This is a genomic window from Betaproteobacteria bacterium (genome assembly GCA_016194905.1).
GTDB lineage: Bacteria > Pseudomonadota > Gammaproteobacteria > Burkholderiales > JACQAP01 > JACQAP01.
The window spans coordinates 86759-100226 of record JACQAP010000012.1 but is presented as its reverse complement, the minus strand read 5'-3'; the positions used below and the strand labels follow the sequence as shown (position 1 = coordinate 100226).

The window sequence follows — 13468 nt, the reverse complement described above, 5'->3', positions numbered from 1 at the left end:
GTTTCAGTCGGTCGCCAGCATTTCCGAGGACTCGACTTCCGCCAGTTGCGGGACCGATAGTTCGACGCCGAGCCCGTTCCAGTCCTTGATCTCGTCGCGCAGCTCGGCTACGGTGAGTGGATTGGCGGCCAGCCATTTCGCGTCCACCTCGACGGTGAACGTGGATTTTTTCCGGAATGTGCGGATCGCCGGCAGGCGGACATCCGACCGGCTGCGATGCAACAGCGCCGCCAGCCGCAGCGCGACCAGCAACGACCAGTCGTAGTCCGCTCTGACGAGGCCATGCAGCTTGCCGAGCGAACCGCGATGCGCCAGGACCAGCATGGAAAGCTGCGCCTGCTCCATCTTGGAAAAACCCGGCATGTCGGCGTTGGCGACGATATAAGACGAATGCTTGTGATAGCCGCTGTGTGCCACCGTCAGGCCGATCTCCTGCAAACGCGCGGCCCACGACAACATGTGCATCGGGTACTCGTACTCTTCCTTGCCGCTTTCGACCAGTTGTTCGTACAGCTTGAGCGCCAATCGCTCGACCCGGTGCGCCTGGCCGGCGTCCACGTGGTAGCGCTTCATGAACTGGCGCACGGTCAGTTCGCGCATGTCGCGCCGGTGCGCGCGGCCGATCATGTCCCACAAGATGCCCTGGCGCATGGCGCCGGTCGCGAGCGCCAGGTGCTCGACGTCGAGTTCCGCAAAAATCGCGCTCATGATGGCGAAGCCGCCGGGCAGTACGGCGGTGCGGTCGTCTTTCAATCCCGGCAGGTCCAGCTTTGCCGTATCGCCTGCCTTCAGCAGGGCCTGCCGCAGACGCTCCAGCCCCTCGCGAGTGATGCCTGAAGTGCTCCAGCCGCTGGCCTCGACGATGTCTGCTATCGCGCGTGCGGTGCCGGAGGAGCCGACTGCCTGTTGCCAGTGCTTGCGCGAGAACTGCTTCTTGATGGTCTCCAGCTCGATGCGTGCGGCGGTTTCGGCGTGCTTCATGCTGGACTTGGCAAGCTTGCCATCGGCAAAGAACTTCAGGCTGTAGCTCACGCAACCCATGTACAGGCTTTCCAGCCGGTGCGGCTGGTTGCCGGCCCCGACGATGAACTCGGTGGACCCGCCACCGATATCCACTACCAGGCGTATCTCCGGGCTGGCGGGCAGGCTGTGCGCGACGCCGAGATAGATCAACCGCGCTTCCTCCCGTCCGGCGACAACTTCGATCGGAAATCCGAGCGCAGCCTCGAATTGCGGCACGAATTCGCGCGCGTTCTTGGCCACCCTCAGCGTATTGGTGCCGACCGCGCGCACCGCGCCGGCCGGCAATCCGCGCAGGCGCTCGCCGAAGCGCTTCAGACACTCGATAGCGCGGCTCTGTGCCGCGTCGTCGAGATGCTTGTCCGCGGTCAGCCCGGCGGCGAGCCGCACCGGCTCGCGCAACGAATCGAGGGGATAGATCTGATCATCGACCACGCGGCCGACCTGGAGCCGGAAGGAGTTGGAGCCGAGGTCAACGGCCGCAATGGTGGAGAAAGTTTCCATTGCGGTCATTTTGCCTCAAAACTCCTGCGGATCTTAAGTCGCTTACCGCAAGGACGCGGAGGACGCAGAGGACGCAGAGGAAAATCAAAGGGAGAAGACATTCGGCAGAGAACTCCGATGTCCGCTGCCATTGGCTCAAAGAGGGAATTCTGCCTCCTTTTCGCCCTTGCACTTCCTTTGCGTCCTCTGCGCCTTAAGGTGAAACACTTACGGCTGAAGCTGCTGCGGTGAGAGTGTTGGTGGAAGGCGTGAGGTGGGATCAACCCATGACTTCGCGCTCGATCTCCTCGAGCGTGACATGGCGTACGTCCTTGCCCTTTACCATATAGATGACGTACTCGGAGATGTTCTTGGCGTGGTCGCCGATGCGCTCGATCGCCTTGGCGATGAACAGGATTTCGATGGAAACCGAAATGGTGCGCGGGTCTTCCATCATGAATGTGATCAACTGGCGCAGCACGCCGCGGAATTCCTCATCGACGTGCTGGTCGCGACGCACGACTTCGGCGGAGGTGGCAAGGTCCAGGCGCGCAAACGCGTCCAGCGACTTGCGCAGCATTTCCAGCGCAATGGTGGACATGCGGCGGATCTCCACCGTGCGCGGCTGCTGCAGGCGATCGGTCGAATAGATCAGTTTGGCCATGCGCGCGATTTTGGCGGCCTCATCGCCGATGCGCTCCAGGTCGGTGATGGTCTTCACCACCGTCATCAGCATGCGCAGGTCGCTGGCGGCGGGTTGGCGGCGCGCGATGATGGTGCTGCAGTCCTCGTCGATGCCGACTTCCTGCGCGTTCACCAGGTGATCGTTGTTCTCGACCTTCGTGCACAACTCCAGATCGCCCGATATCAGCGCATCCAGCGCCAGCCTGATCTGCTCTTCCACCAGTCCGCCCATCTGCAGTACGCGCGCGCGCACCGCCTCGAGCTCGGCTTCAAACTGCTTGGATGTGTGTTCGTTGTTCATCATCACCGCTGACCCCCCGAAACCCTGGACGACCCATTGAGACAGATAGTTTAAGTCCGCCAAGTTACAAAAAGGTTTCACCTGACCATGGTCTGGACGCCGCTTCCGGTGCCCAGCAACAGCACGTCGGCCCCGCGCCGGGCGAACAACCCGTTGGTCACCACACCGACGATCTGGTTGATCGCCGCCTCCAGGCCGACCGGGTCGGCGATGCTCAGGCCGTGTACGTCCAGGATCAGATTGCCGTTGTCGGTGGTGAAGCCCTGCCGCAACTCCGGCTTTCCGCCCAGCCTTACCAGCTCGCGGCCGACGTGGGAACGCGCCATCGGAATGACTTCCACGGGCAGCGGGAAGGCGCCGAGCACATCCTTGAGCTTGGATGCATCGGCGATGCACACGAATTTCCGCGCCACCGCCGCAACGATTTTCTCGCGGGTCAGCGCGCCACCGCCGCCCTTGATCATGTGCAACTGGCGGTTCACTTCGTCGGCACCATCCACGTAGACCGGCACTTCGGTCACCGCGTTCAGGTCGAACACGCGGATGCCGGCGTTCTTCAGCCGCGTCGCGCTGGCTTCCGAACTCGCCACCGTGCCCTCGATGCGGCCTTTGATTCCCGCCAGTTCATCGATGAAGTAGTTGGCTGTCGACCCGGTGCCGACGCCGACAATGCAATTGTCCGGTACGTGGGCGACGGCGGCTTTTGCCACCGCCTTCTTGAGCTGGTCCTGGTTCACGCTGGGCATATCGGGCATTTCGCGTAAGCATAGCGTCAACGCCCGGACGGTACAAACCCGGCGGCCCAAACCAGCCGCGGCGGTTGCGCGGTCGGCCCGCCCGCTGCTACGCTCGACCGACACGGGAGAAGCCATTGAAGATCGACTACCTGGAAAAAATCCTGAAGGCGCGCGTCTACGACGTGGCCATCGAATCGCCGCTGGATATTGCCCCTGCGCTGTCGAGACGGCTCGGCAACACCATTCTGCTCAAGCGCGAGGACATGCAATCCGTGTTTTCCTTCAAGCTGCGCGGCGCCTACAACAAGATGGCGCACCTGGGCGCCGCGCAGCTCAAACGCGGTGTGATCGCCGCCTCGGCCGGCAACCACGCCCAAGGCGTGGCGCTGGCGGCGCAGCGGCTCGGCTGCCGCGCCACCATCGTCATGCCGGCCACCACGCCGCGGATCAAGATATCGGCAGTAGCGGCGCGGGGTGCCCGCGTGGTGTTGTTCGGCGATTCCTACGATGATGCCTATGCGCATTCCCTGCAGATCGCCAAACGCGAGAAGCTCACGTTCGTGCATCCCTATGATGATCCCGATGTGATAGCCGGCCAGGGCACGGTCGGCATGGAAATCCTGCGCCAGCATGGCGGTCCGATCGACGCCATCTTCGTCGCCGTGGGCGGCGGTGGATTGATCTCGGGCATCGGCGCTTACGTCAAGCGGCTGCGGCCGGAGATCAAGCTGATCGGCGTGGAACCAATCGATGCCGACGCGATGACGCGTTCGCTGGCCGCCGGCCGGCGGGTGAAGCTGGCGCAGGTGGGGCTGTTCGCCGACGGCGTGGCGGTCAAGCAGGTCGGCGCGGAAACCCTGAGGCTGTGCCGCGAGTTCGTCGACGAAATGATCCTGGTCGACAATGACGCGATCTGCGCGGCGATCAAGGATGTTTTCGAGGATACGCGCTCGATCCTCGAACCCGCCGGCGCGTTGGCGATCGCCGGTGCCAAGGCCTGGGTCGAGCGCCGCAAGGCAACAGATCGAACGCTGGTCGCCGTCGCCTGCGGCGCCAACATGAACTTCGATCGCCTGCGTTTCGTCGCCGAGCGCGCCGAACTGGGCGAGCAGCGGGAGGCCATCCTGGCCGTGACGATTCCCGAGCATCCCGGCAGCTTCAGGCGGTTCTGCACGTTACTGGGACCGCGCAACGTCACCGAGTTCAACTACCGTTATTCCGATCCGCGGCAGGCGCATGTATTCGTCGGCGTGCAGGTACGCGATCGCGGCGAAATTCGCGCGCTGGTCGCGCGGCTGCGCAGGCACGGGCTGTCCACGCAGGACTTGAGCGATAACGAAATGGCCAAACTGCATGTGCGCCACCTGGTCGGCGGCCGCGCACCGTCGGTGAGGAACGAATTGCTGTACCGCTTCGAGTTTCCGGAACGGCCCGGCGCGTTGATGAACTTCCTGAAGAGCATGGGCCACGACTGGAACATCACGCTGTTCCACTACCGCAACCACGGCGCCGACTTCGGACGCGTGCTGGTCGGCATGCAGGTGCCGCCGCGCGACAAGCCTGCATTCCGGCGCTTCCTGGCGCAACTCGGTTACGCAAGCTGGGACGAGACCCGCAATCCCGCGAATTCCCTGTTCCTGTCATAAGCGGCTCTTGTCGTAAGGCGCCCGTTTCGTCACCGGCAGCAACGCTGCGCGCCTATAATCAAGACTGCAGCTTTTTGCCTTGCCCCGTGTTGACCGAACACCGTTGAAAACCGCTCACCTACTGCTTTTGTTGGCGTCCTGCAGCGCATTCGCGGCGCCGCAGGACGAGCTCTTCCTTGAGGCCCGGGAAGCGTTCCAGCGCGGCGACATCGCCAAGCTCGACGAGCGCGCGTCGAAACTCGACGACGACTATGCACTGACGCCCTATGTACGCTACTGGCAGTTGCGCTCCCGGCTCGCCGACACGTCCGCTGGCGATGTCCAGAACTTCCTTGCCCGCCACGAGAACAGCCTGGTCGCAGACCATCTGCGTGCCGACTGGCTGCGGCAACTGGCCAGGAATAGCGACTGGCCCGGTTTCCTGCGCGAATATCCCAAGCTCGGCACGGCCGATACCGAGCTCGCCTGCTTTGCTTCGCAAGCCAGAATGGCGCGCGGAGAGTCCGGCGTACTGAGTCAGGCGCGGCCGCTGTGGTTCACCGCACAGGTCCTGCCGGAAAGTTGCCTGCCGATCTTCAAAGCGATGTTCGACAAGCAGATGCTCACGCCCGAGGACAGTTGGAGCCGCGTGCGTCTGGCCCTGGAAAACGGCAGCCTCACCGGCACGAGAACGCTGCTGGTGTACCTGCCTGCGGGCGAGCGGCCCGACGCAAAGGCACTGGAATCGATATCGAAGCGCCCGCAGCGCTATCTCGATAAAACCCCCCTGCTGCTGAAGACGCGCGGCCAGCGCGAACTGGCGATCTACGCACTTTATAAAACGGCGGAGTCCTGGCCCGAAATCGCCGCCGACCGGCTGGGCCGGATCGCCGGCAAACTACCCGAGGAGGAGCGGGAGTACGCCTGGGCGCAGATTGCCTCGGTCGCCTCACGCAATCTACACCCCGGTGCACTGGCATGGTTCAGGAATGCTGGCAACGGCATGAACGACCGCCAGCTGTCCTGGTATGGGCGCGCCGCCTTGCGTGCCGGCAATTGGAACGAAACGCTGGCGGCCGTTAACGCCATGTCGAGCGCCGAGCGGCTGCGTCCGCAATGGCGATACTGGCGCGCACGCGCACTGGCGGCGGTCGGCCAGCCATCGGAGGCCAATGTGCTGCTGGCACCGCTTTCCAACGAATTCAACTTCTACGGCCAGCTCGCCGCGGAAGATCTCGGCACGTCGATCAGCTCGGCGCCACAGACCTATCATCCGTCCAGCGATGAAGTGGACGCCATCGCCGCCGACCAAGGCATCCGGCGCGCGCTGGCGCTGTACCGGGCTGGCTTGCGCTACGAGGGCGCGCTGGAATGGCAATGGTCGGTCAAGGATTTCGACGACAAGCAGTTGCTCGCCGCGGCGGTGCTGGCCGTGCGCAACGACTGGTACGAGCGCGCGATCGACACAGCCGAACGCACGGTGATGCTCCACGATTTCGGCCTGCGCTACCCGGCGCCCTACCGCAAGCTGGTGCAGGACTATGCGCAGCAGCTCGGCCTCGACGAAGCCTGGGTGTACGGACTGGTACGTCAGGAGAGCCGCTTCGTGCATACCGCGCGCTCGTCCGCGGGCGCCAGCGGGCTGATGCAATTGATGCCGGCCACGGCGCGCTGGGTGGCGAAGCGCCTGGGCATGAACGGCCATCACACGACATTAACCGAAACGATCGACACCAACATCGGATTGGGCACCTACTATCTGCGTCAGGTGCTCGATTCCGTCGACAATCACGTTGTGCTCGCATCGGCCGGCTACAATGCCGGCCCGCGCCGCGCGCGCGACTGGGCCGCCAGTCGTCCACTGGAAGGCGCGATCTACATCGAGACCATTCCGTTTGCCGAAACGCGCGAGTACGTCAAGAAAGTGATGAACAACACGCTTTACTACGCCCGGCTGTTTCACCAGTCCAGCCTGAGTCTGCGCGACAGGCTCGGGGTCGTGCCGGCCAAGTCGACGCAAAACAATTGAGTGGCGCGCTTTATAATTCCCTGCCTGCGGTGACACGCGGCAACCCGGGTTCGCATGGAACCATGAAAGTCAGATCGGTTTGCGTCATAGGCGGCGCCGGATTTGTCGGCAGTCACGTCGTGCAACTGCTTGCTGCGCGCGGAATTCGCGTGCGCGTGCCGACGCGGCGCCGCGAACGCGCCAAGGCGTTGATCGTGCTTCCCACCGTGGACGTGGTGAACGCCGACGTGCACGATCCGGCGACACTGGACCGCCTGGTTGCCGGGACCGACGCCGTAGTCAGCCTGGCCGGCATCCTGCACGAAGGCCGGACTGGCGACTTCGCACGCGTTCATACCGAATTGCCGCGCAAGATCGTCGATGCCTGCCGCGGGCGCGGCGTGCGGCGCCTGCTGCATGTATCGGCGCTGAAAGCGGCGCACGACGCCCCCAGCGAGTATCTGCGCACCAAAGCCGGCGGCGAACAGCAGATCCGCGTCGCACAGGCGAGCGGGATGCGCACCACCATCTTCCGCCCATCGGTTATCTTCGGCCGCGAAGACCGTTTCCTGAATCTGTTCGCTCGCCTGGCACATGCCCTGCCTGTCATCGCTCTGGCCTGCCCGAAAGCGCGTTTCCAGCCGGTGCATGTCGAAGATGTGGCGCGCGTCATGGTCGAGAGCCTGGAACTGTCGCGGACTTACGACGAAAGCTTCGACCTGTGCGGGCCCGCGGTCTATACGCTGCAGGAGCTGATGGAATACATCTGCAAGCTGCTGCAGATGGAGCGTCCGATCCTGCCGCTGAACGATGAAATGTCCTATCTGCAGGCCTGGCTGATGGAATGGCTGCCGGTGAAGCTGATGTCGCGTGACAATTATTATTCGATGAAGGTCGACAGCGTCTGCGCTTGCGCGTTTCCGGAAGTCTTCAGCTTCCACCCGTCGTCGCTGGAGGCCGTGGTGCCCCTGTATCTGGCGGACAATACCCCGCGATCGCGTTATCGCCGGTTCCGATTCCGCGCCCGTCGGTAGGTTTTTCTCATCTTGGTCCACGAGGATCCTATGCCCAACCCCATTCTGGTGATCGGCAACAAGGCGTACTCGTCATGGTCACTGCGCCCGTGGCTGCTGATGAAGCAGGCCGGTATCGGCTTTGAGGAGATCCGGCTGTCGCTGTACGAGGATGGCGCCAAACAGAAGCTCCTGCAATACTCCGCCACCGGTAAAGTGCCGGTGCTGAAGGACGGCGACCTGACGATCTGGGATTCGCTGGCGATTTGCGAATACCTCGCCGAAAAATATCCTGAAAAACGGCTCTGGCCGCCGGAGACCGCCGCACGTGCCTGCGCACGCTCGATCAGCGCGGAGATGCATTCCGGATTCACCCATCTTCGCACCCAGATGCCGATGAACGTACGTCGCGAAATAACCGGGCGGGCCAGGACAGCCGAGGTACGCGCCGAAATATCGCGCATCGAGGCCATCTGGAACGATTGCCGCAGCCGGTTTGGCGCGCGAGGCCCGTTTCTCTTCGGAGTATTTTCCATTGCCGACGCGATGTATGCGCCGGTAGTATCGCGGCTGCGCACCTACGGCGTAACCCTTGCTGAAAAAGCCGGAGAATACGCCGCTTCGATTCACGTCTTGCCGGCAATGCAGGAGTGGATCGCCGGCGCCCACGCCGAAACCGAAGTCAATCCGCAATACGAATCGTGAAGATCTACGCGGTCGGAGGGGCGGTGCGCGACCGACTGCTCGGCCGGCCGGTCGCCGACCAGGATTACGTCGTGGTCGGTTCCACCTCGGAGCAAATGGAGCAGCTGGGCTATCGCCCGGTGGGCAAGGATTTCCCCGTATTCCTGCATCCGCAAACGCACGAGGAATACGCGCTCGCGCGCACCGAGAGAAAGACGGCACGTGGCTACAAGGGTTTCGAGATTCACGCATCCCCCGAGGTTACCCTCGATCAGGATCTGGCGCGCCGAGACCTCACCATCAACGCGATCGCCCGCGACGAGATCGGCAACATCATCGACCCACATCATGGCGTCGCCGATCTGAAGGCCGGCATCCTGCGCCATGTCAGCCCGGCATTCGTGGAAGATCCGGTACGCGTGCTGCGTGTGGCTCGCTTCGCCTCCCGCTTCGGGTTCGGAATAGCGCCGGAAACGCTGGAACTCATGCGGGAGATGGTGCGCAACGGCGAGGTCGACCATCTCGTGCCCGAACGCGTCTGGCAGGAGTTGTCGCGCGGGCTCATGGAAGACAAACCCTCCCGGATGTTGCTGGCGCTGCGCGACTGCGGGGCGCTGCAGCGCGTTCTGCCGGAGGTGGACGCCTTGTTCGGCGTGCCGCAGCCGGCGCAGCATCATCCGGAGGTGGATACGGGCCTGCATATTCTGCTGGTCGTGGATTACGCCGCGGCGCAGAACTACCCGCTGACGGTGCGTTTTGCCGCGCTGACCCACGATCTGGGGAAAACGATCACTCCGAAGGAACATTGGCCGACACACCACGGCCATGAGCACAAGAGCGTCGATCTGGTCGAGCGGCTATGCGAACGGTTGCGCGTTCCGGGCGAATGTCGCGATCTGGCGGTGCTGGCGGCGCGCTATCACGGCGACGTACATCGCGCGGAGGAACTGCGGCCGGTGACCGTACTCAAATTGTTATCGGCGGCGGATGTCTATCGCAGGCCTGCCCGTTTGGAGGAGTTGCTGGCCGCCTGCAGTTGCGACTATCACGGCCGCGGCGGGCTCGAAACCCGCCCGTATCCGCAGGCGGACCTGCTGCGGGCGGCCGCAAACGCGGCCCGCGAAGTGGATGCGGGCGCCATAGCACAAAAGGTCAATGGCGATCCCGGTCGGATCGGCGTCGCCATCGAGGCGGCGCGACTGGAAGCCGTATCGAAGGTGCTTTCGGATCTGCGTCAACGCTGAAACGACACGATCGTTATGACAACGTGCAAACTTCAAGGAGATTCAAATGATCAGGCAACTTGCACTCTGTATGCTGATTGCGTCCGCCACCCTCATTGCACCGTATGCTTCCGCGGCCGATCAATCCGGCGGCAAGCTTGAAGCGGCCTTCAAGAAGGCCGATACGGACAACGACGGTACCTTGACCAAGATCGAAGCCAAATCCATGCCGCGCGTGGCGAAGAATTTCGATGCCATCGATACCGACAAGGATGGCACCGTCTCGCTGGACGAAATCCGCGCATCGATGAAGAAGGCGAGCAAGGCAATGCATGATCGCGGTGTCGAACGCTTCAAGTCCGCCGACAAGGACAACGACGGCACGCTGACGAAAGACGAGGCCAAATCCCTTCCGCGGGTCGCGAAGAATTTCGATGCCATCGACACCGACAAGGACGGCACGGTCAGCGAGAAGGAAATCCACGACTACATGAAGGCGCAACACTCGAAGAAGTAAGTTCTGCGCGCCGGGAAAGAACAGACGGACAGGCGAGCCTGTCCGTTTTTTATCTGAGCATCCAGAAAATCAGACTGGCCAGAAGCGACAACATGATGGTCGAACCGATCGGGAAAGAGTATTGCCTGCCGTCACGCTCGATAGTGATATCGCCCGGCATGCGACCGAATCCCATGCGACGCAACCAGGGGGTCAGCGCGCCCATCACCAGCAGGGCTATCACCAGCGTCAACAGCCATTTCAGCACAATGATTTCTCCGCCGCGGTTTCTGCGCCCGAACCTGTGTCCGATTATACCGGCGCACTTCTCGCGTTCGATTAGAATTCGAGGCTGCTGCGGTAAACATTCATCAGGAGGTGTCGTTGATCGACTTGTATACGTGGAGCACACCGAACGGCCGCAAGGTCTCCATCATGCTGGAGGAACTGGCGCTTCCCTATAACGTACATCCGATCGATATCGGCAAAGGCGATCAGTTCGAAACCGCCTTCGTCGCCAACAGTCCGAACAGCAAGATTCCGGCGATCGTGGACAGCGAAGGCCCGGAGGGTAAACCTTATTCCCTGTTCGAATCCGGCGCGATCCTGTTGTACCTGGCGGACAAGACCGGGCGCTTCCTGCCGAAGAAGAAGACCGAGCGCTTCGAGGCGATCCAGTGGCTGATGTTCCAGATGGGTGGCGTCGGCCCGATGTTCGGCCAGGTGCATCACTTCCTGCGTGCCGCACCGGAACGGGTGGAGTACGCGATCGAGCGCTATGGCAAGGAAACCCGTCGACTCTACGGGGTGATGGACAAGCATCTCGGCGGTCGCGACTGGCTGGCTTCGGAATACTCCGTGGCGGACGTTGCGACGTATCCGTGGGTGGCTCGTCATGAATGGCACAAGGTCGATCTTGCGGATTTCCCCAACGTCAAGCGCTGGTACGACGTCATCGGTGCCAGGCCGGCAGTACAGCGGGGAATGAAAGTGCCTGCGCCGCGTTGAGGCGAGCAGGCCAGGAACATGAACGAGCCCCTTCCAGCCAAAGTCGGCAAGTATCCGGTGATCCGCGAGATCGGACGCGGCGGCACCAGCCGCGTCTATCTGGGACACGATCCGTTCGCCAATCGCGACGTCGCGATCAAGCTGGTGAGCGCGGCGGACGGCGTCGACGCGGACCTGCGGCGTCGTTTCCACAAGGTGTTCCTGAACGAGGCCTCGCTGGTGGGAAAACTCATCCACCCTCACATCATGGCGATCTACGATGCCGACGCATTCGACGAATACAGCTACATCGTCATGGAGTATGTGGATGGTCCGACACTCGAGCACTTCTGCAGCGTCGCCAATCTGCTGCCGGTGAATCGCATAGTGGAAATCGCATTCAAGTGCAGCCTGGCGCTGGAATTCGCGCATCGTCACGGCATCATCCACCGCGATATCAAGCCGGCAAACATCCTGATCGGCGCGCAAGGCGACATCAAGATCAGCGATTTCGGCGTGGCGCTGCATGCAGGGGGTGAACACACTCACCTGCAAGGCGTCGGTTCGCCAGCCTACATGTCCCCGGAGCAGGTGCAGGACAAGGAGCTTTCACACCAGACCGACATTTACTCGCTCGGCGTGGTGTTGTATCAGCTGTTGACGGGAAAGCTGCCTTTCATCGCCGCCAACAAGGCCAGCCTGCTCTACCAGATCATCAACATCGAACCTTCGCCGCCTTCCACGCACCGCACGGACATTCCGCAACCGCTCGATAAGGTGGTAATGCGCGCTTTGAACAAAAATCCCCGTGAGCGGTACCAGACGTGGGGGGAATTCAGTCGCGAGCTGACCCAGACCTACCGCCATCTCAAGCTGCCGCCGGATTCCATTTCGGACACGGAGAAATTCAACGCCATCAAGGCGCTGGCATTCTTCCGCGGTTTTCGCGACGTGGAGATCTGGGAGACCGTGCGCATCGCCACCTTCCGCCGCATCCAGCCGGAGAAGATCGTCATCCGCGAAGGCGACGTCGGCGAAAATTTTTATGTTATCGCCGGCGGTCAGGCGCAGGTGACCAAGGCCAGTAACCCGCTGGATAACCTGGATGCCGGCGACTGTTTCGGAGAAATCCTCTACTTCGAAGACACCAAGGCAAAGCGCATCACCACGATATCGTCGATAACGCCGCTGACCGTGATCGAAATCAAGGCCCTCGCGCTGCAAAAAGCAAGCGACGCCTGCCAGAAGCAGTTCAACCACGCCTTCCTGCGGATTCTCATCGACCGGTTAACCACGGCCAACAGCCGCCTGTCCACGCGCGGCTGAGCGATTTTTCGACAATAGAGAAGCGCGTCATTGCACCTCTTCCGCGCTTCAACAGGGCCCTAGCTTGGAAGCACTCCTGACGTCCATTGTCCTGGTTGCAGTCGCGGAAATAGGCGACAAGACGCAGCTACTCTCGTTCGTGCTGGCCGCGCGGTTACGCAAACCCTGGCCCATCATCGGTGGCATTCTCCTCGCCACCTTGGCCAATCATGCGCTGGCCGGATGGGTCGGCAACCTGCTCGCCGGATGGGTGCCATCCACAACGCTCGCCTGGATCGTGGGACTCTCGTTCATCGTGTTCGGGTTGTGGGCGCTGCATCCGGATTCGCTCGACGGCTCGCCGCGTCTGCACAAAGCCGGCGCCTTCGTCACGGCCTTCGTGGCATTCTTTCTGGCCGAGATGGGCGACAAGACCCAGTTCGCCACGGTCGCGCTGGCTGCGCGCTTCGACTCGCTCGCCCTGGTGGTGATCGGCACGACCATAGGCATGATGCTGGCAAACGTTCCGGCAGTATGGATCGGGGAAAAACTGGCGCTGAAAATCCCGATGAAGGCGGTGCGAATAGTCGCCGCTGCGCTATTCATGGCAGTGGGTGCGGTCACGTTGTGGAGCGCATCTGCGCCCATACCATGAGTCTAGCCACGCCATCGCAGAAACACTGTTCCGACTGCGGCGCTGCTTTCGAGTGCGGCATGGGGCAGGACACGCCGTGCTGGTGCAGCCGGGAATTCGCACCGGTCATGCCGCTGCCGGACCCGGACGCGGACTGTTACTGCGCCGATTGCCTGGCGAAGCGCATTGCGCGTAGTCAGCAAGAAAAGTTGAAAAATCGGCTGTGATCATTTGATGTCGTCAACGATAAGATAGTCGCGCGATTTTT

The 13468-nt window shown here is 62.2% G+C and carries 14 protein-coding genes; 10 read left to right on the top strand and 4 right to left on the bottom strand.

Features of this window, described 5'->3' with window-relative positions; genetic code table 11:
* Positions 1-3 precede the first annotated feature (3 nt).
* The 3 genes from ppx to rpiA form a co-directional block, all read right to left on the bottom strand.
* Positions 4-1524, bottom strand: a complete 1521-nt coding sequence (gene ppx / locus HY067_07145; protein MBI3527728.1) for an exopolyphosphatase — start codon at positions 1522-1524, stop codon at positions 4-6.
* A gap of 259 nt (positions 1525-1783) precedes the next feature.
* Complete coding sequence (gene phoU / locus HY067_07140; protein ID MBI3527727.1) at positions 1784-2491, bottom strand: phosphate signaling complex protein PhoU; 708 nt, start codon at positions 2489-2491, stop codon at positions 1784-1786.
* A 74-nt stretch (positions 2492-2565) separates the two neighbouring features.
* Complete coding sequence (rpiA, locus tag HY067_07135; protein MBI3527726.1) at positions 2566-3225, bottom strand: ribose-5-phosphate isomerase RpiA; 660 nt, start codon at positions 3223-3225, stop codon at positions 2566-2568.
* Positions 3226-3359: 134 nt separating this feature from the next.
* Here rpiA and ilvA point away from each other — a divergent pair, with 134 nt between their 5' ends.
* The 6 genes from ilvA to HY067_07105 all read left to right on the top strand — a co-directional run bounded on the left by ilvA (position 3360) and on the right by HY067_07105 (position 10295).
* On the top strand, positions 3360-4871 hold the full coding sequence (gene ilvA / locus HY067_07130) for a threonine ammonia-lyase, biosynthetic (GenBank protein ID MBI3527725.1): 1512 nt from the start codon (positions 3360-3362) through the stop codon (positions 4869-4871).
* 103 nt (positions 4872-4974) lie between these two features.
* Positions 4975-6879 carry a lytic transglycosylase domain-containing protein gene (locus tag HY067_07125; GenBank protein MBI3527724.1) on the top strand — a complete coding sequence of 635 codons (1905 nt, stop codon included), beginning with the start codon at positions 4975-4977 and terminating at the stop codon, positions 6877-6879.
* A 62-nt stretch (positions 6880-6941) separates the two neighbouring features.
* On the top strand, positions 6942-7892 hold the full coding sequence (locus tag HY067_07120; protein MBI3527723.1) for a complex I NDUFA9 subunit family protein: 951 nt from the start codon (positions 6942-6944) through the stop codon (positions 7890-7892).
* 30 nt (positions 7893-7922) lie between these two features.
* A complete protein-coding gene (locus HY067_07115) occupies positions 7923-8576 on the top strand; it encodes a glutathione S-transferase family protein (GenBank protein ID MBI3527722.1) in 654 nt (217 codons plus the stop codon).
* The gene (locus tag HY067_07110) at positions 8573-9799 is read left to right on the top strand and encodes a multifunctional CCA addition/repair protein (GenBank protein ID MBI3527721.1); all 1227 of its coding nucleotides are present in this window, start codon (positions 8573-8575) and stop codon (positions 9797-9799) included. Before HY067_07115 ends, HY067_07110 begins: the two co-directional genes overlap by 4 nt.
* Positions 9800-9845: 46 nt before the next feature.
* Entirely contained in the window at positions 9846-10295 is a 450-nt protein-coding gene (locus HY067_07105) for an EF-hand domain-containing protein (GenBank protein MBI3527720.1), read from the top strand.
* Between the two features lie 49 nt (positions 10296-10344).
* On the opposite strand, the gene HY067_07100 is transcribed toward HY067_07105, so the two are convergent.
* The gene (locus tag HY067_07100; protein ID MBI3527719.1) at positions 10345-10542 is read right to left on the bottom strand and encodes a DUF2905 domain-containing protein; all 198 of its coding nucleotides are present in this window, start codon (positions 10540-10542) and stop codon (positions 10345-10347) included.
* 116 nt (positions 10543-10658) lie between these two features.
* Between HY067_07100 and HY067_07095 the strand changes: the two genes are divergently transcribed.
* From HY067_07095 to HY067_07080, 4 genes are all read left to right on the top strand, one after another.
* Positions 10659-11282 carry a glutathione S-transferase N-terminal domain-containing protein gene (locus HY067_07095; protein ID MBI3527718.1) on the top strand — a complete coding sequence of 208 codons (624 nt, stop codon included), beginning with the start codon at positions 10659-10661 and terminating at the stop codon, positions 11280-11282.
* A gap of 18 nt (positions 11283-11300) precedes the next feature.
* Positions 11301-12587, top strand: coding sequence for a protein kinase (locus HY067_07090; protein ID MBI3527717.1), 1287 nt, complete (start codon positions 11301-11303; stop codon positions 12585-12587).
* Positions 12588-12651: 64 nt separating this feature from the next.
* Complete coding sequence (locus tag HY067_07085; GenBank protein ID MBI3527716.1) at positions 12652-13221, top strand: TMEM165/GDT1 family protein; 570 nt, start codon at positions 12652-12654, stop codon at positions 13219-13221.
* Positions 13218-13427, top strand: coding sequence for a cysteine-rich CWC family protein (locus tag HY067_07080; protein ID MBI3527715.1), 210 nt, complete (start codon positions 13218-13220; stop codon positions 13425-13427). The genes HY067_07085 and HY067_07080 overlap by 4 nt, the downstream gene beginning before the upstream one ends.
* The last annotated feature ends 41 nt before the right edge of the window (positions 13428-13468 follow it).